Here is an 18,334-nt window from a genome sequence, read left to right on the forward strand (position 1 = left end):
AGAGAGAAGAGGTAATAATATATCTCTCTTTTTTTTAATTAGGAGTTGAAAGAACCGTCCTCTTTGCTTGCTACTCACTTTACGGAGTGCTACTTCTTTTGTCGCTCCTACTTACGTAGGAGATGCGTAAATTGGAAGCATCACTTCTTATTTTACTTTTATAGGTTTAATATAGTGTGGTATTGATTCTGTAGATAGAGTATTTTTTTGAGATGCTCTGACAAATAATCTATATTCTTGATTCTCAATTTGTACGAATATATTGAGATCGGGATTATAAACCCACGATAGAATAGGGTTTCAGGCTACGAAAGAATAGGTATTTCAGGACTTAAGCGGGATTTTTGACAGGGGTTAGGACGCATAGTCTGTATGCTCTAAGGTACTATATATTAGTATATGATGGACTACTTAACCCTGTCTTCTCTTCGCGCTTCCTGTTCCTGCCTCCTGTTCTTCTCCTGCCTTGTGTTCTGTTTCTTTCTCCTGTCTTTTCTTGTCTTGGGGGGGGGTTCTAGGGGGGGGTGGAGGCTGGGCTGTTGAGATGGATGGGGGAAATTTTACATTAAGATTACATTAAGAGAAATTATAGGGCTAATAAAGCTAAGGGCTAAGTCCGTCTGCAAAATGGAGCTAAGAGAAAGGTTTTTCTTCTAAAGAGGCATAAGTCATACCTGCATAGCCAGAGGCTTGCAGTACAGCTTCATTAGGAATAGTACCAACGGTGATTACCCCGTCCATTTCATTCTGAATAACTTTGTAATCGTATTGAAGACTCATAATTGTTAAATGATGAATAAACGCTGCTTCCTGACCTTGTAAAACAAATGCAGCTATCTTAGCTTTACGTTGCCAAATATCCTTACCTTTAGGTAGATCGTTAACACAGATTTTAGTACCAGTTGGATTACTCACGTACAGCTTACTTGCTGCATAATTGCCAATCTTTTTAACATAGGTGCTTAATAACCATTCGTGCCATTTTGTGATTTCTTTTTGCAGGGGAGAAACAACGTCACTAAATTTACATAAATAGTTGGCAGCTAATGCAAATTCACCGCTTGCTTCCTCCATCAGGTATTCCCAAATTTTAGCATTATTGGTTTTCTGACCTTTAGTTGGAACATAACCGCCCATTAGTAAAGCGCATAGACATTGCTTCCATGTGTCTACACTAATTTCAATTTCGGCAGAGTACTCGTACTTAGCCTGTTTATTTTCTTTATAATTTTCTAACCAAGTAGTGTCTAATTCTGCTAATTTAAACTGTTGGATTAAACCTATGACTTGACTACTTCTTAAATCGTAATTTCTTAAGTTTTTCACATTTGTAAAAGCTTTTTTCTTCATCTTTCTACTGGCATTTTGCATAAAGGTGTGTATTCTTCCAGTACTCGATACCGTGTAATTTGGAGTATATGAATAGAATCCTGGGAAAACTTCGATTATATCTTGATTAAGAGCCTTTTCTAAACAAGTACTATCATTATAAAATCTACCTCTTGCCTTTTTGTATTCAATGCTATCTTTTCCAGAGACAATTTTAGATTCAACCATACTAATCTTTAAATCATTAATATGTTTTTCAACTGGAGCTAATTCAAATATACATTTAGGAATACATTTGATAGATTCTACTATTAATTTAGGATAAGGATGCTTATTACGATCGTAAAACTTGCTTTTGTTAATAGCTCTACATCTTTTACCATTGAATAAATTAACTTTGGTGGCTGCCATATATTCAGCAGCACAAATATCCCGTAATTCAATAAATCTTTCAACAATATTTTCTACAACTCTGTAACTAGTACAGATGTGAAATTCAGCCGAATAACTATAACCTTTTTCCTCATCAATAATAAGACGTTCGATTATACACTTATTTACTAAATTCTGTACATCAGCCTTTTTACAAAATCTTTTTTTTACCACATAGGGAACTGGAACATAACCTTTATTTCCTTTTATGTATTCATGTAATTGGCAACTCATAATATGAGCTACAAGTTTAAAACTATCTTCGTTAGCCCACGGCATCAAACCTTTTATGTATTCATACTGCGATTTTAATACCTTACAATGATGCTTAATATAAGATTTTGACTTAAGACTACCAGTTTTTTTTACACTAGACTTTTGTGCTATAATTGGGAGGATCGATGTATTTATTAATTTATTAGTCATCAACTTTCTTAGTAGTTAATTCATTAATTAATATTTGATCTTTTACTCTTCTTTAAATTAGGTTTTTCCTAATAATCTAAATCTTTCTTAACCACAAATTAAGGAAGATTTTTGGTTTCAAATATTATTAATATTCCTTTAATACTAACATTATTTTTACTTATGCTTGTGATATAAAGTAACGAGTTAATAATTAACTTTAACAATTCTTTTAAGCGTTTGGCTGTCTATTTTGAAGAGATTTAAAATTAATCTGTATCGTCTCTGATTTTAAAGATACTAACTACGTATTTTTATTATCTGTTCGATAACTTAGTATAAGTTTATACTCGTTATCCCCCCTTATTCTTTTTTAACTGCATAATATAGATGTATTTGAGCATTTCAACACCGTCTGGTTGGAAAGTATGACCGTTAGTATTGCCACCTAGTCATACCTTTAGTCACACTAATAGTTAAAAAACACATCTAATAGTAAAACAGAGTAATCAAGAGATAAGTATTTTACTGCTATAATCATTGGTAAAAATAAAATCTTTACTGTGTATGGGTAAAATGAACTTTAATACCTTAGAAAAACAAAAAGCTATCTAAGCTTAAATTAAGATTATTTCCCTATTAGATTGCCTCCCAAGCCTAAATATGGATAAATATGGCTAATTACAGACGTTCGTGGATTAAACCCTCAGTTCCTATATAAAACAAAAAGGCGCGCACTTAGTACAAGCCCTCATTTGACTTAGAATTTTAAAGGGGGTTTCAAAACCTAGAAGTATCTACCAGTAGCCATCATCTCTTCTAATTCATACTGACAAGCTAAATTAATTAGTGCCATATCATCTCCATCTTTGAACTTTTGCACCGCCACTAAGTTTTTATCTGTGTATCCTCTAAAATTAGATTTAGATTTCTTACTGGACTTTTTATTAATGTTTGAACAAAAACCTGACATAATTATTTCTCCTTTTTAATTGTTATATTGAATTATCGAATTCCTGTGATTATCTACTCTGAATATCTTTTTCAACTTAATGAACAAAGACTAGTAATAAACACAAAGGTAGAAACCCTACTACTACTTAACTGGATTACTAGGATTACTATCTTAATATTTATTTAATAATAGGTTGTTCTCTCTCCTAACTTAATAGGCAGGAAGAATTTTTACCTATCCTTGGCTCAATTTAAAAGGGTCTTATTTTTATTATTCATTCCAGAAATTGTCGGGCAATATGTCTGCATCAAAACAAAGGTTTTCTTGTGCTATATCTATCTCTAGACTAGTATTAAACATTTCTACGTCTCTACTAGTAAATGTTTTAGCTTTGTATATCTCTCTACCTTTATCATCTAGAACAAGGTTTTCTACTAAGTCATCAATTCTGTCAGCAATGTCGTATATGATTGCTTCAAATACATTGGCTGGTATCATTATTAAAGTTATCTCCTAAAAGTATGTAATTTTGTTTATTGAGCAACGGTGACTCGCAAGCCGCGTCTTTTCAAGACGGGGAACGAGTGACTCCTAACTTAATAAGCAGTCAATTTAAGAAGATACTCAAAGGTGTTACTAATAGTATTACCTCTAGGTATCAATATAATAGAAGAATACCCAAAGGGTATTTTCCTGGGAAAGGGTAGGGATTCGCTTTTCATTACATCTAAATCTAAATTAAGACTTGAGTATCGATCTCTAGATATTTATTATCCCAACACTTAAATGGCGATAAATCTAGAAGATCGATACCTTATGATATATTCTCTACAACAATCTACACCTAAGCAGCACTGTTATTAGTTAGAGAGATATCACTTAATTTAGACATCGATTAGAAAAGTAATATATTTAAATACTTATATTTAGTGTTTATTAATTTTAAATGTTTCATAGGTCAATAATTGGAATGTTTATAAATTCTATTCGGTATCAGAACTTATCAGTATTGCCTCACTGTTGAGATAGAATTAAGCTACTTATTAGGCTACGCTAAGACCATTCTGAACAAAGGATTGCCAGGTTTTTAGAGCATCAGCAAATGGATTACCTTCATTAACTTGAGCGGAGTTGAATAGAGAGTTGACTTCAGTGCCGTCATAAATAAAAGCACCTTTGGTTAGTGAACGGAATAAACCATTGGCAAGAGCTTCTTCTCTGATACCACTAGCTTTTGCGTCTTTAGCAAAGAAATTGCCCGCGCATTCAACTTTTGATTGAACTAAGTGCTGTGCAAAGAATATAGCAGCAGCATTCTTAACTTCGGTGCTTAAACCAGCACCACTACCAGAATTCGCTCTGCGTAACTTTTTGTTAATCATGCTAGATGAACTACCTTTATGGATACCTAGATGAACCTTGGCGCGTTCTTTTAAGTCAGCAAATGCTTTCTCATTATCATCTGTGTATCCAGATAATCCCGCACTTTCGTAATATACAAACGAACATCCTTTAATACCTATTACTTCGGCTTCACTGAATACACCACCATTATTGATTTTGTTGATGTAGGTAGAATAAGCATTGAACATAACAGAGTAACCTTGCCCAACACGTTCTCTGTAGTGTCTAGCTACTTTCTCAGCTTCTTCTAGAATGTTAATCTCGATTTCTGTGGCAGGGTTAAGCACACTGAACTTTTCTCGACATTTGATAATCCCTGAATAGAGATTCTCGCACCCAAATGCGTCCATAGTTTTATTAGCGATCGCTTGTCCGACAAGTTCGTGCTTCATTAAGCTACCAGCTACAGTGCTTGGGTTAATGGCAATACCCTCTTTAGTAGTGAAGCAATTGCTATTAACATTAGCTACACCAATTTGGTTAGCAGGACATACCCATAACACATCTCCATCATTATCTGTCTGGCTACTCCAGGCTAGTACAGACGGACTAACTGCACAAGTATATTTGCCACAAACAGTCTGATTTTTAGCAGTACGGATAATAGCAGGAGTAAGATCCACCATAGGATTACGATAGAAAAATACTACATCGCCGTCTTTAATAGCCTTAGCTAATTTACCATCCTTGCTGATAGCAGTGCCTTTAACAAGAGGATTGTTTTCGTCTACCAGAATGACTGGGACTTCTTCACCGCCGTGTAGTTCAAAACCAGCTTCAGGATTAGAAAGAACTTTCATACCGTGAGTAGTATAGACTGCGCTACCTTTGGTAAATGCCTTCTTGTTATGGACAACATCTTTACGCCATTCATCTAATGTTACTCCTAAGCCCATAGCATAGTCAGCAATTAACTGAGAGCAGGAAGTTTTATCAGCAAGAAGATTTAGGAAGGTATATACATTACAGACTCTTTCATCGAAAGACCATCCGCTATTACTGTCAAAGCTTCCTTGTATGCTCAGAAGATGTGTAGGGATTCTAACTGTCCAATGACGAGTTCCTTTATTAGTGCTGCCACTGATTTTAATGCCTTGTGGAAACTTCTGAGCTAGGCTACGGAAGAATTCACGGGGATTGTGCTTTTTGTTAGCAATAGTTAGTAAGTGAGCCAGAACATCACGAGTTTCCATAGGAACAGGAGCTATCTTAAAACGCAAGTCGAAGTGAGCATCAACTTTAGAACTAGCACATAGTTCAATTGTTCTACTAATTTTCTTAGAGTGCTGTTTAATAGTGTTGCGAACAGTTTTGTTGATGAAGCTACCAGGAGTTCCAAAGGTGCTTAGGTGAGCAGACTGGATTGCAGATAACTTACGACCGACACTAAAGTTTTCCGCAATAGAACTTAATTCCACAGCATATACAATAGGTGCTTCGATACCTTCAGCTTTGAAGGTAATGCGAACACGACCGTTGCCAATAATTTCTTTATTGCTAACGGTAGCAAAAGCATCGGGATTCGCTCTTTCAAAGAGTAATAGTTCTTTTTCAGTAGTGATAAGAGAAACAGTGTAGGATTTGATGTATTTATTATCAAGGTCTGCTTGAACTTTAGAGAATTTAATTGCTTCTTTTTGTTGAGTAAAGGTTTCAGTATCTTGGCAGTAATCTACAAGATAAAATTCTCCGTCTTTACCGAAGCTGACTAACTTGTCTTCAGACTCCGCCCACATACGAATGAGAGTTGCTTTGCGGTTCTTAACCGAGTTATCGTTAAAGATAATATTTGCTTCTACTCTGCCTTCTTTTGAATTAACAACAACATCGTTATTACGAGTAGTCATACCTTTGAACCACTGACCGCGAAGTTTGGCATTACTATCGATAACTGTGGATAGGGTTTTAAGCTCGATGGCGATAGTGCGAGTCTCAGTGTTAATGGCTTTGCCTTTCTTAACTATAGGCTCTTTAGAAACTGTAAGCTCTAAGTTAGTGTTGTTTTGGATTATAGGTAGGTTTTGGAACTCAATAATTTCACTAGGAGCAATCACTTTACCTTCTAACTCAGAGTTTAAGTAAGCTTTAAGCTCATCTTTGATAAACTTAACTTGGTTATTTCTGTTAGATCCAGCTAGAGCCACTACTTCAGTTTTATATTCTGGATTAGTAGCAAATAACAAATCAATGTTTAGGCTACCGTCTAGACGTTTGCAGGTAGTATAGGTAATATCATTTCTTACTACACATCCACCATCACCAACGGCTAGGGATAGTAATGGAGTGTTGAGATATAAACTATTTTGCTCAAGACCATAATGGGCAGCAAAGCGATTGTCAGAGATTTCAGCAAAGAGTCTATCAAAGCTTTTATCTTCTTCAGCAATTACAGCACTGATATGTTTGACCATTGCGTGACGGTTGAAGAATTTTCCGCCTTTGTCATTGCTAACCATAGAGATTCTGCCGTTAGCCGATACACCCATAACTCCCAAAGCATCTTTTACAAACGCTCTTTTAGTATTAGTTTTATCAGGCAGTGCAAAGCCAAAAGCTTTAGTAGCAGCATCTAAACAATCTTTAACCCAAGCAGTCTTGGTATCGCGATCGCTTTTAAGTATGATAAAGCCTTGTTTGTTGACGTGGAAAGCACAAACGCTATTTGCAAGAAGAACTTTTTGAGCATCGACAAGGTTAGCTCGATCTTGCTCAATGTTAGCGTAATTGTAGTTATCAGGATTATGTTCTTCAACTTCACCGTCAGCTACAAGCACAGTGCCTACCAATCCATTAAGGAACTGGGTTGTATTTTTACGCTGTCCTTTACTTTCTAGCCGATCCTCCACAGTATCTAAGATTTTATTAACTACTTCTTCAGTAGTAGGAATAGTAAATAAATATTCATTAGTCTCGAAGTCGAGTTGTTTCTGAGCGCAGATTAGATTGTCAGCTATTTTATAAGCATTACCGCCATCCCAAGCAATAAGTTTTTCAGCAACGCTATACTCTATTGTTAGATTAGTATCAGCATTGATATTTCCATAACCTTTAAAGTTATAGGATACTGCTTTGGCATCAGACGAACCCTTAAGTCTTTTGTTGTTGATTTCAGGATTAGACATTTGATTTTCTCCTTTTATATTATTAGATTGAAATGAATTATTAGAAACACAATTATTTAAGTTGGACATCGTTCGTTACCTCATCCGTTTTTTGATTGATTGATTTACTGAAATACTTATTTAATTCGTGATTTCAGACACGATAAAACATCAACCAATAAGGTGAATATAAGTTGATAAAAAAAGGGTCAACCTCAATTAAGAGATTGACCTAATTCTTAATAATTTAAATCATGAACTTGAAGAACAAGCTTTAGCTGTCTTTAACTCTAGTTATCGCGCAGCAAATGATAATTAAAATCTATAACATTTTTCTTAATTACTATTACTTTTTTCAGGTAATTATACTAAAAGCAAATTTAATACAAATCTAAATTTGCCGATTCTCAATAGCTTTTCTTCCATTTTGAAACTGATAGTTATTACTACTACGAGTAGTGATCTTTAAATTGTAGGCATAAACAATATTTAAAATTACGTTGATCATCGAACCAAACGTCATTTCATTCTCCTTTTTAAATTAAGTTAATGACAAAAAAAAGGTAGATTATTCTACCCTTAATTAAAATTATTTATTCATTTTAGCCCCTACACTGTTCCATATACACTATGCTTGGCTCAAACAAGCAAGGATTAGTTACAGGAAGAACGTAAATGAAATAACTCCATACGCTTAGAAAAACAGATAGGATAATAATCATCTCTGCACTAAATAAAGTCTTCATTGTTTTTATGTATAGATAGGCATAAAGGCATCCATCTACAAAATAAGGGTCATAGACCTTATTAACTATTTAAAAAAGTATTTTCTAGTTTGAAAAAACCCGATGGGGTGGGGGACTACCTATAGCTATACATATCCCTACAAGTTGGCTGAGGAAATTTACTCAAATACAAAGCTCTTGCTGAACGCAAGAGAAGCTTTCATCTACAGCAAAAGGAGTAGCAAGCTAAGATTTTTTATAGATAGGAAATAAGCAAAAAAATCAAATATACTTTTTATAATTTAACCTCTTTTTGCGATCGCAAAAAAAGACTTCTAAAACAATTATTGTGAGAGGCTTACAGCCTTAGCGGGGTTTTTTGCACGATTGTTACTCGCTTTCCCTCTCCTAAAGTTTCTAGAGAACGTGTACGTCAGGTAATCTCAAAAGCTCTTGCCAAATTAAAATTTAATCCAATTGTTATTAGCCGACTTCAAGATTATGTATCTTAGGTGATGTGAACTATCTACACCGAATCAAAGATTACGGATGTAAGCTTCAACTACGAAGAGTTTGCTTCCCACTCTTCTATTTGTGGATTAAAGTTCTGGAATATCAAATTCATTTTTAGCAGCTAAGTAATGTTTAATGATAGTTTCAGGACTGTTGCCAGATATTCTTGCAACAGTAGCAATATCCCAACCATCTCGGATTAATCTAGTAATAAAAGTGTGTCGCAGAGAATAGGGACGAAAAGCCTTTTCTAATCTCTCGTCTTCTATCAAGCCACTTACAATAGTTTTCCAGTAGCGTCTATTAAATGTTTTCTGGTTTACATAACCCAGTGACACGCTAGGAAATATTAAATTATGTTTATTTTCAGAAGTAGCCATTGTATTGAGTAGTGTCTTTAGCTGCTGATTAATTGGGAACAGTCTGATTTCATGTGTCTTAGTATGAGGTAGCAAGATACCTTGGCTGTAGGCTTTATTAAATCGAATATAAAGCCTGTCATTATTACGTTTAATATCATCCCAAGTTAAAGCATGACATTCACTAGGTCTACATCCCACTAAACTAATGAAGTCAATCATGGGAGCATAGTATGAGTGAGGATAAATACTGCTGGGTTTGACATATTCATCACTATAGAATGCACTGACTATAGCCTTTACTTCATGTGGGTTCATAAGCCTCGATAGGCTTCTTACCTTTGTTTGCTATTGATATTGCAGCATATATATTGCGCTCTATCTTTCCCATCTTAACTGCCAGATTAACTGAAGGATTGAGGCAGTTAGAGAAGATAGGTAATATTGAACCCGAACTATAGCGAGTCAATAAGTGAGCTACAAATTCACTAGCTCTATCAAGTTCCAATAGTTCTTTTGGTGTTTTACCTAGGTAGTGTTTTTCATATTGTGTCCAATGCTTTTTCTTTGTAGTAGCAGCAACTCTTTCCTTACTTATTTCTTTATACGTTTGCCAAAGATCAATTAAACTTGGTTGCTTATTTGCTAATTGAAGTCTTGAAGCTCTTCTAATACTATACTTGGCGAGCGTTTGATCGTAATTTTCTGTTTCAATATCTGAGTTGATTATGTTTGCCAGCCTAATAGCAGAAGCCCAAACAACATCACTATCTTTACCTACTGTTAAGTCTTCTTTTGTGTTTGTGGGATAGGTGAAGCGAATTTTAACTGAACCGTTTCTAACTGACAGGCTAACACGCCCAATTTTAGCTTTTCTCTCTTCGTTGTTGATATACATAGTGTTTCACCGATCTGGTGCTAACACACGATTTACACACGATTTAAAAAGAGAACAGAGAAAACAGCCTTATTTGACCAGCCAATTTGATAATATAGCCACAGCATTTAAATAAATTAAAAATATTTGTAAGTCTTTAACCCGCTTATTTTCAAAACATTTATTAAAAAACACTGAACAATGTTATGATATCTACTTGTGAAAACGGGGCGTAGCGCAGCTTGGTAGCGTACCACTTTGGGGTAGTGGGGGTCGTGGGTTCAAATCCCGCCGCTCCGATATAATTGAAAGCTTCTGTGTGAAAGGGTTTTGTCGTTTTTAGGGACATTTTTGAACTGTGCCTGATTCTCAATAAGTAGGGCTTTTCTGGTATTTTTTGGGGGGTTTAAAGTTAAAATTGGTAGAAGATTGGTAGACGGATTTTAGCCTTTAACTATTCATGATTCAAAGCGATATCAGCATTATCAGTAGACAAAGTGGTAGACAAAAAAAAAGGCAAAAGCAATAGTAAAGATTGAATCAGATAAAGGCTGGCTTAGACTGAGATTTACTCATGCTGCTAAAAGACGTGCCTTTGCGCTTAGTTTACCAGACACTATAATTAATCGTAAATTGAGCAGCGACCCCGCGTCGGCGTAAGACGCAAGGGAACGCGCTGCTTCTGCCGAACAGAAAGAAAGGCAAATAGAGCTAGATATTCTTTCTAGTAATTTTGACTCCACTCTACAAAGATACAAACTGCAGAAAACAAAGGAAGAGATTGAAGCAGATTTAGTAACTGCCGAAGAGTTGATTTTAAAATTTATCGAGTACAAATTTAAGTTTGTATCTTCACCTCGTTTCTCGGAAAAATATCAAACTGTTTTGACTCATTTGAAATCTTTCAGTTTAAAAAAGAAGAATGCTGTTAGCTCTTTAGCTAATCAATCTGCCATCGATTTTAAGCCAGATTATTCTGGGCAATTTTATCAATATTTGGCAGAGAAACTAGCACCAGTGACTCTTAAACAATCTATTGTCTGGTTGTCTGCTTGTTGGCAATGGGGAACAGAGCAAGAAATAGTTGAATTTAATCCTTGGAAACCTTTGATTAAGAGAGTTAAAGTTCCGCCCAAGCAAATGCCTAAACCCTTTACTTCAGAAGAAATAAAAGCAATTATTTAAGGATTTGAGCAAGATAAGTATTACTCTCATTACACTGGGTTTGTCGAATTTCTATTTGGTACGGGTTGCAGAACTGGAGAAGTTATTGGCTTATGCTGGAAACATCTAAACGAAGACTGTTCAGCAGTTTGGATTGGCGAGAGTTTAAGTAGAGGGATCACAAAAGCAACCAAAACTAATAGAGCTAGAACAATTACCCTGACATCTAAACTGCGATCGCTTTTACTTTTAATGAAATCTGAAGATATCGATCCAGATAAATCTGTTTTTACATCTTCAAAAGGTAATCCTATTGACGACCATAATTTTAGAAACCGAGCTTGGAAATCGGTTTTATCTAGAGTAGGTGTGGAATACAGAAAGCCTTATAATACTCGCCATACATTGCAAATGGCAAACCACTAGTTATCTAATTAATGTATTCGACAAAACCGAGTTTTGTTTATGGTTTTCATGGGATAGATAGAGATGCTGCTATCCATATTTTGAATCAAGAAGATAATTTTCGTCATAGCAACAACTCCTATGACTGGCTGGGAAATGGGATCTACTTCTGGGAAAATAACTATCAAAGAGCTATTCAATACGCTCAAGAAAACAGCAAAAGGTCTAACTCAACAATAAAAACTCCTTTTGTTTTGGGGGCTGTTCTAGATTTAGGGAACTGTCTCGATCTCCTCGCTCAAAAGTACATCGATTATTTATCAATTGCTTTCAATGTTTTAGAGCAATATTTAGAAAGAGAAAATAAACTTCTTCCTATGAATTCTGCCTTCGGAAAATCTGATTTTGACGAGTGACCCCGCGCCGAGGCAAGAGGTGAGACCCCCGCGCATGGTTCAACAGTTTGACGGGCGGTATAAACGTCGCAGCAAAGCTACGACGACACGTCCTCCTCAACGGGGGGAACCCCCCTTCGGGTGAAGCAGTTTGCTTATGCCAGGGAACCCTTTCAGCATTTGCTCATGGGGGAAACCCCTAAGACCGCAATGCTTCACCGCAACGCAACTGTCTCACCGCGTCGCCGCTACTGCGCCTACGGCGAATGCTCACCTAGCAAAGGAAGAGGGTATATATTTTGATTCTGTTCGAGCAGCTTTTTTAGAGGGGAAGCCTTTGTATCCAGGCTCAATGTTTAGAAAATAGAACCATATTCAAATAGCAGTTATTAACCCTAACTGTATCAAGGGAATATTTTTACCAAGAGAGGAAGTAAACTTCCCCTCAGATGATTTCACTAATTGAGAATGTATTCTAGAAAGATTCTAAGCAAACTCTTTAAGAGAATGAATCATCCCACAAGACTTATCAAATAGCACTTCAGCCGTTCCCGTATCTCCATGCCTGGCTTTAGCTAAAATCAACTCTAAAATTCCTGGTTGGGAAGTATTGGCATCGTAATATTCATCCCAATAAGCAAAGATAATATTATCTGCTACCATTTCCAGAATTCCTGACTGAGAAAGATCTGACATCATCGGACGTTTATTTTGTCTGCCCTCTACTCCCCGATTAACTTGAGATAAAGCTAAGACAGGTACTTCCCAATTCTCCTGCTAGTTGATACAAACCCCTACCGACATCACCAAGTTCATAACTGCGATTGCCACTATTGTCAGATGCCATCATTTGCAAATAGTCCACAATGACTAAACCTAATTTGCCCTCTCTGGCTTTAACTTGACGAGCCTGTGAAGCAATTCTGGCTACACTAATTCCTCGATTCTCATTCATGTAAAGGGGAAACTCTGCGGCAATTTCAAGCACTTTAGCGATACTTTCATTTTTCGCGTCAGTGAGTTCAGATAACCTAGCACGATATTTACGAAGGCGATCGCCATTAATCGGAGTTATATCTAAATACTGATAGCAATCTAAACGACTTATCAAACTCCAAAGCCGATATTTCATGTGGTTTTTGGTCATTTTCAAAGGAAAACAACTATAGGTAACTTATGTTGAATGATAGTATTGCAAAGCCAGATAAAGAGCGATCGCATCGCCTAAATTCAATGATTTTTAGAAGACTCTTATATGTATTTAAGCTAAGCTTGCCAACCTCGCCAGTCAGTATTTGATCGCTCTCGAAAAGATGTGGTTTTAAATATTTCCGACCTTACGGCTTCTTGGGAAGGAGAATCGGGGCAACTGAATACAGCAATTACTAATCTTCAAAATGAAACTGGTCGTTCGGCATTGAGGTTAGAACCAGTCAGTTCTCAGGGAAGTGAGCTTTATTACATTTTGCGTACTCGATTGTTTAAAGAGCTTCTAGAAGAATCAGTAATTAATGATGTGGCACAAGTTTATGCTAAATCGGTCAAAGATGCCAAAGAGATGGACGTTACTAATGCGAATCCCGATTCTTATGCTGCTCAATTGATAGAATCATATTCTTTTCATTTCTCCATCCGAGACTTATATGCTCGCTTTAAAGAAAATCCTGGTTTTCAGCAGACAAGAGGCTTGATTCGTTTATTACGAGCAGTAGTTGCAAATATTTATGATACTAATCAAGCTGAACGGCTAATGCTGATTCATCTTTACGATCTTGACTTAAATAATGATGAAATACTATTTGAAGTCAAAGCCATCAATTCCAGTTTGGGAGAAGCGATCGCTCATGATATTGCCAAAGAGGGTTTTTCAGTTGCCGAACAACAAGATAAAAAGTTAAACACTACAGATTTTCAAGATGTCGCCAAGCTAATTTTAGTGGCATCTCTGGCTAATATTCCCAATGCCACCCATGGTTTACGAGAAGCTGAAGACCAAGAATATAAAAACCGTATTTTGTTCCTGACAGGCTCTCACGAAACGATGGAGCGAATTATCGAGCAAGCAAGACAGCGTAGGGCGATCCTGACAATTAAAGCAGAACAAGAGCGCGAGCGCATTTCCCCCAGAGATCCGCAATATATTGAAGCTGATAAAAGTCTCGACCAGATTCAACTCAGCCTCCGCAGTGCATTACAAGAGACATTTACCACTTTGGTTTATCCCTCAAGGAATGGTTTTCGCTTTACTGATTGTCGTATTTACTTCCAAGGGAATCTGTTTGATGGCGAAGCTTTAATCCGTAACACCCTAGAAAAAGCGCACAAGTTTACGAAAGATATAGCCTCTGAAACTTTTCGTAAGAAGTGTCAAGCCCGACTTTTTGCAGGACAGAAAACATCTTCTTGGAATGAAGTAAAACGATGTGCTGCTACTCAAACAGATTGGAATTTTGATCATCCTAAAGCACTGGAAGAATTGAAGAAACAAATGCTCGAACAAGAAGTTTGGGTAGATGAAGGGGGTGCGATTAATACTTAACCACCGCCACCAGAAACAACAGTGGGGATTAAAGAAATCAGTCGAGATGAAAATACAGGAGAAGTAATCCAGAAAATCAGCCCTACTAATGGCAATGATGTTAAATATGAAATTGCGGACGGGCGCGGTCTTTGCGGGTGGAAACGCTCCCGTCCAGGGAGCTTGTTCCACACCCGCGGTGGGGGTTTCCCCCATGAGCGACCCGTTCAAGAAGGCGAGCGCGAACCTTCGAGCGCATCTAGTTCTGTAGGCAATGCCCTTGGAGGCTATAAAGCATTTAAAACTAAAGATCTTTGCTTGAGATTTAAGTGTTTTGATACTGAAGACAAAAATAATTAGGGTGCATCTATTCTGTGGAGAAACAGAATTATCCTTAAACATCGAGTTTATCAAGATTCCGATGAGTGGAAAGTAGAATTTCAGGCAATTCCCAAGGGTGAAATTCGATATACCACAAGTTATGCGATCGCTCAACTAGCTAAAGACATCACTTGATTTTATGTTAAGGCGATCGCATTATTGCATAGCTAATGTCCATACCTGCTATTTATATGGTCAAGCTCTAATTAGTTAGAAGCCTAATCGTTGTCAGTACAATAAAATATAGGTCACTCAAAACATCAATTCTATTGTTTATGATTGTTTATTGTTGACGGCTGATAGCAAAATTCTTAATTACGCTGGAGTGAAAACTTTGAAATAGTATACTTGATTATCTTTAGAGATCGCATTATTTAGTTTAAAGCTTTAGCCAAGGCTAGAGGTATGAATCTTGATAAGCTAATTGAAGAATTAAGCACCATTGCTTTAGCGGAATCTGATGTTGAGACTAGATTTCGCGCTGGCGATCGCAAGTCCGAGTAAATTAGTATAGTAAAGCTACGGTTTTTTCGTTGTTACGGTATTTTTACGCGAATAAAATTGTTTTGTATTATTTTTTTACAAACAGCAAAATTTCAGTACAGTTTTATGCTTGTTTTAAAAGCTGTACTGAAAACAGATAACTGGTTGCCATCATTGTTACAAAATGCCTACCATATGGAGAGGACCACTACCACTAATTAACTCAACCAATAAACCAATAAAGCCCAACATCGCCAAACGACCATTCCAAACTTCGGCAGCAGTAGTCAAACCCCATTGCCATTTTTCCTGGGGATACATTTTCATGTTTTTCTTAGGATGAGTTACATCTGCAAAGGTATGAGGAGCCGCATCCAATGAATCGGTGACTAAATGAGCTAGTGAATCGATAAAGCCAGGGTGAACATTAAGAGCAGGTACGCGATAGAAGTTTTTGACTCCCGCTTCTTCTGCTACTTCGCGATATTCAATATCTATTTCCTGTAACGTTTCAATATGTTCGGAAACAAAGCTGATGGGTACGACGGCTAAGTCTTCAATTCCTTGTTCACCCAACTCTCTAAGAGCATCATCGGTATAAGGCTGTAGCCATTCAACAGGACCTACCTTGCTTTGATATGCTAGGGTGTATTGGTTGGGTCGTCCCAGAGTTTGCATAATTAAGCGGGTACACTCTTGAATTTCTTGCTGATAGGGATCTCCCGCTTCTTCTACATAGCTGACGGGAACACCATGCGCGCTAAAAAACACATGAGCCTGATCTGGAGCGGGGAATTTGTCTAGTTCTTGTCCAATCAAATCTGCCATTGCTTGCAGATAGCCTTGATTATCGTACCAAGAGGAAATTAATGTATATTTAACATCCTGTAGAACCCGATCGGTATTCCACATTTCTTCTAAAATACGGAAGCTAGAACCACTGGTGCTAATGGAGAATTGCGGATAAAGTGGCAAAACTACCACTTCTTTGATGCCGTCTCTTTTTATTTGGGCGATCGCTTCTTCTGTAAAGGGATGCCAATAGCGCATACCAATATAAATCTTGGCATCTTGACCCATCTCCTTGAGTTTGGCTTCTAAAGCTTTTGCCTGTGCTTCAGTTATTTCTCTTAAAGGAGAACCTCCGCCAATTTCTAGATAGTTTGCTTGAGATGTTTTGGCTCTTAAAGTAGAAATTAACCAAGCCAAAGGTTTCTGTAACGCTTTAACGGGTAAACGAATAATTTCTGGATCAGAAAATAAATTGTACAAAAAAGGACGGACATCTTCGATTTTGTCGGGTCCGCCTAGATTGAGTAGTAAAACTCCAATACGACCCATAGTTCTAATAGCTTATTTAAATTTTTAGTTTCTTTACTAATTTTAACAATATATCTTTTCTTTAGGTTTGATTGTTACGAGTATACAGAACTTAATCGATTATATATACACATTTTGCAGTATTATAGTATTTTTTTGTAACTGAATAAACTAGACAAAGACCAAGCCATACTATCTCTTAAGTCGCTAATATAGTTTTCGTCGAGTAAAATTTTCCTGTTATCTACATACTTAGATATTTTTTTGATTATGTCCGTGATTACCCTACTGCAACCGAATTTGATTCTTGGAGCGACTATTTTTGATTTAACGCCTCAAATACTCCAGAAATATAATATTAACGGGTTGATTTTAGATGTGGACGAAACCCTGGTTCCTTTTAAACAAAGGGAAGCTTCCGAGGAATTACAGCGGTGGATTGAGCAAATTCGACAAGCAACTCCTATTTGGTTAGTTAGTAATAATATTAGTCATAATCGCATCGGCAACATTGCCAAATCTGTTGATTTACCCTTTATTTCTGCTGCCAAAAAACCTTCTCGTCGTCGCCTCAGAGAGGCTGCAAAGGCAATGGAACTACCCGTAGAAAAAATTGCTATGGTTGGCGATCGCTTGTTTACTGATGTTTTAGCTGGTAATCGTTTGGGAATGTTTACCATTTTGGTCGAACCAATGATCGATCCTTTAGTAGCGGTTCGCTCTCATCCCATCCGCGATTTTGAAATTTGGCTATCAGAGTCTATCGGCGTATCTTTAGTAGCGAATCGAGATAATGTTACAAAAAGCAACAACTCTTGATTGAGCTAAATATAAAGAATATATTACGAATTGACTGCTCACCGCCGTAAACGATCGGTGATTCCCAGTTATTAGTTATTGGTTCTTAGTTCAATTAACGTGCATGACTAAATACTAAAAACTAAATACTAAAAACTAAATCGTCATAAATGACGGGGTTTTCGACCCATTTACTAAACGATAAAGATGTGTCTAAAACTGTTCAGTTGGAATTTGTTTGACACCGAGGACAGCAATTTTCATAGGTGTTAGCTAACTAATAATTGGGATAAGAAATATATAGTTTGGTAATTTTGCGCTCGGCAATTTAAACGCAGACATCAAAGAAATACGCTTTAAACTGTGAGATTTGAATGAAGATTTATGTAGTTGCGCTCAACTAGGCAAATTTATAAATTGAAAATATTTGTTAATACAATTGCTACTTGCAGTTAGTTAAAAAAGCCACGTGTATTTTTATACACGCATACCAGAAAAATAGCTTCTAATCTTATTAGAATAAAAGCAATCTAAGCCAGCATTCTCTAAATTTATTTAATTTTGAGCGGGTTTTGGGTAAAATATATTGGATATATTTGGTTAATAAACTATCAAGAATAAAGAATGTTGATGTTGATCTTTATCTCAGTATAAATATTTAAGAGAAAATACTTAGGTTGTTTTCAAACACAATCACAATCACAATCACTCAAAATAGAATTGACAACCTTGATTTTATAAAGTTTCAATAAACATCAAGCTAGTTTTAT

At 36.4% G+C, this 18,334-nt stretch carries 13 protein-coding genes, 1 tRNA gene and 3 pseudogenes; 8 read left to right on the forward strand and 9 right to left on the reverse strand.

Going from position 1 to position 18,334, the window contains the following annotated elements; translation table 11 throughout:
* Window positions 1-633: 633 nt before the first annotated feature.
* The 7 genes from SLP02_RS05895 to SLP02_RS05925 all read right to left on the reverse strand — a co-directional run bounded on the left by SLP02_RS05895 (window position 634) and on the right by SLP02_RS05925 (window position 10,121).
* Window positions 634-2,187 carry a hypothetical protein gene (locus SLP02_RS05895; protein ID WP_319419725.1) on the reverse strand — a complete coding sequence of 518 codons (1,554 nt, stop codon included), beginning with the start codon at window positions 2,185-2,187 and terminating at the stop codon, window positions 634-636.
* 766 nt (window positions 2,188-2,953) lie between these two features.
* Complete coding sequence (locus SLP02_RS05900; RefSeq protein ID WP_319419726.1) at window positions 2,954-3,139, reverse strand: hypothetical protein; 186 nt, start codon at window positions 3,137-3,139, stop codon at window positions 2,954-2,956.
* 252 nt (window positions 3,140-3,391) lie between these two features.
* Window positions 3,392-3,619 carry a hypothetical protein gene (locus tag SLP02_RS05905; RefSeq protein WP_319419727.1) on the reverse strand — a complete coding sequence of 76 codons (228 nt, stop codon included), beginning with the start codon at window positions 3,617-3,619 and terminating at the stop codon, window positions 3,392-3,394.
* Between the two features lie 545 nt (window positions 3,620-4,164).
* Complete coding sequence (locus SLP02_RS05910; protein WP_319419728.1) at window positions 4,165-7,647, reverse strand: hypothetical protein; 3,483 nt, start codon at window positions 7,645-7,647, stop codon at window positions 4,165-4,167.
* Between the two features lie 370 nt (window positions 7,648-8,017).
* On the reverse strand, window positions 8,018-8,149 hold the full coding sequence (locus tag SLP02_RS05915; protein ID WP_319419729.1) for a hypothetical protein: 132 nt from the start codon (window positions 8,147-8,149) through the stop codon (window positions 8,018-8,020).
* A gap of 801 nt (window positions 8,150-8,950) precedes the next feature.
* Window positions 8,951-9,541: a tyrosine-type recombinase/integrase gene (locus tag SLP02_RS05920; protein ID WP_319419730.1), complete on the reverse strand. Its 591-nt coding sequence runs from the start codon at window positions 9,539-9,541 to the stop codon at window positions 8,951-8,953.
* Window positions 9,528-10,121, reverse strand: a complete 594-nt coding sequence (locus SLP02_RS05925; protein ID WP_319419731.1) for a hypothetical protein — start codon at window positions 10,119-10,121, stop codon at window positions 9,528-9,530. The genes SLP02_RS05920 and SLP02_RS05925 overlap by 14 nt, the downstream gene beginning before the upstream one ends.
* A gap of 205 nt (window positions 10,122-10,326) precedes the next feature.
* On the opposite strand from SLP02_RS05925, the gene SLP02_RS05930 reads away from it, so the two are divergent.
* The 4 genes and pseudogenes from SLP02_RS05930 (at window position 10,327) to SLP02_RS05940 (ending at window position 12,085) form a co-directional block, all read left to right on the forward strand.
* Window positions 10,327-10,400, forward strand: a tRNA-Pro gene (locus SLP02_RS05930).
* A 594-nt stretch (window positions 10,401-10,994) separates the two neighbouring features.
* Complete coding sequence (locus SLP02_RS05935; RefSeq protein ID WP_413467122.1) at window positions 10,995-11,285, forward strand: hypothetical protein; 291 nt, start codon at window positions 10,995-10,997, stop codon at window positions 11,283-11,285.
* Window positions 11,286-11,324: 39 nt separating this feature from the next.
* Window positions 11,325-11,690: pseudogene (gene xerC / locus SLP02_RS26525) on the forward strand (tyrosine recombinase XerC); the annotation flags it as partial.
* 11 nt (window positions 11,691-11,701) lie between these two features.
* Window positions 11,702-12,085, forward strand: coding sequence for a hypothetical protein (locus SLP02_RS05940; RefSeq protein ID WP_319419733.1), 384 nt, complete (start codon window positions 11,702-11,704; stop codon window positions 12,083-12,085).
* Window positions 12,086-12,550: 465 nt separating this feature from the next.
* On the opposite strand, the pseudogene SLP02_RS26530 reads toward SLP02_RS05940, so the two are convergent.
* Window positions 12,551-13,280, reverse strand: a pseudogene (locus SLP02_RS26530) (DnaB-like helicase C-terminal domain-containing protein); the annotation flags it as partial.
* 99 nt (window positions 13,281-13,379) lie between these two features.
* On the opposite strand from SLP02_RS26530, the gene SLP02_RS05955 reads away from it, so the two are divergent.
* The 3 genes and pseudogenes from SLP02_RS05955 to SLP02_RS26535 form a co-directional block, all read left to right on the forward strand.
* Window positions 13,380-14,603, forward strand: coding sequence for a DUF499 domain-containing protein (locus SLP02_RS05955; protein WP_319419735.1), 1,224 nt, complete (start codon window positions 13,380-13,382; stop codon window positions 14,601-14,603).
* 21 nt (window positions 14,604-14,624) lie between these two features.
* Complete coding sequence (locus SLP02_RS05960; RefSeq protein ID WP_319419736.1) at window positions 14,625-14,942, forward strand: hypothetical protein; 318 nt, start codon at window positions 14,625-14,627, stop codon at window positions 14,940-14,942.
* A 402-nt stretch (window positions 14,943-15,344) separates the two neighbouring features.
* A pseudogene (locus SLP02_RS26535) lies at window positions 15,345-15,446 on the forward strand (toxin-antitoxin system HicB family antitoxin); the annotation flags it as partial.
* Window positions 15,447-15,623: 177 nt separating this feature from the next.
* Here SLP02_RS26535 and hemH read toward each other — a convergent pair.
* Window positions 15,624-16,787: a ferrochelatase gene (gene hemH / locus SLP02_RS05965; RefSeq protein ID WP_319419737.1), complete on the reverse strand. Its 1,164-nt coding sequence runs from the start codon at window positions 16,785-16,787 to the stop codon at window positions 15,624-15,626.
* 249 nt (window positions 16,788-17,036) lie between these two features.
* On the opposite strand from hemH, the gene SLP02_RS05970 reads away from it, so the two are divergent.
* Entirely contained in the window at window positions 17,037-17,585 is a 549-nt protein-coding gene (locus SLP02_RS05970) for a YqeG family HAD IIIA-type phosphatase (RefSeq protein WP_319419738.1), read from the forward strand.
* Window positions 17,586-18,334: the final 749 nt, after the last annotated feature.

The sequence above is a fragment of the Pleurocapsa sp. FMAR1 genome (assembly GCF_963665995.1).
Taxonomy (GTDB): Bacteria; Cyanobacteriota; Cyanobacteriia; order Cyanobacteriales; family Xenococcaceae; genus Waterburya.

Bases quoted from the DNA above. Each gene is read 5' to 3' on its own strand.
- SLP02_RS05895 (WP_319419725.1), bottom strand. From the start codon at position 2,187: ATGACTAATAAATTAATAAATACATCGATCCTCCCAATTATAGCACAA.
- SLP02_RS05900 (WP_319419726.1), bottom strand. From the start codon at position 3,139: ATGTCAGGTTTTTGTTCAAACATTAATAAAAAGTCCAGTAAGAAATCT.
- SLP02_RS05905 (WP_319419727.1), bottom strand. From the start codon at position 3,619: ATGATACCAGCCAATGTATTTGAAGCAATCATATACGACATTGCTGAC.
- SLP02_RS05910 (WP_319419728.1), bottom strand. From the start codon at position 7,647: ATGTCTAATCCTGAAATCAACAACAAAAGACTTAAGGGTTCGTCTGAT.
- SLP02_RS05915 (WP_319419729.1), bottom strand. From the start codon at position 8,149: ATGACGTTTGGTTCGATGATCAACGTAATTTTAAATATTGTTTATGCC.
- SLP02_RS05920 (WP_319419730.1), bottom strand. From the start codon at position 9,541: ATGAACCCACATGAAGTAAAGGCTATAGTCAGTGCATTCTATAGTGAT.
- SLP02_RS05925 (WP_319419731.1), bottom strand. From the start codon at position 10,121: ATGTATATCAACAACGAAGAGAGAAAAGCTAAAATTGGGCGTGTTAGC.
- SLP02_RS05940 (WP_319419733.1), top strand. From the start codon at position 11,702: ATGTATTCGACAAAACCGAGTTTTGTTTATGGTTTTCATGGGATAGAT.
- hemH (WP_319419737.1), bottom strand. From the start codon at position 16,787: ATGGGTCGTATTGGAGTTTTACTACTCAATCTAGGCGGACCCGACAAA.
- SLP02_RS05970 (WP_319419738.1), top strand. From the start codon at position 17,037: ATGTCCGTGATTACCCTACTGCAACCGAATTTGATTCTTGGAGCGACT.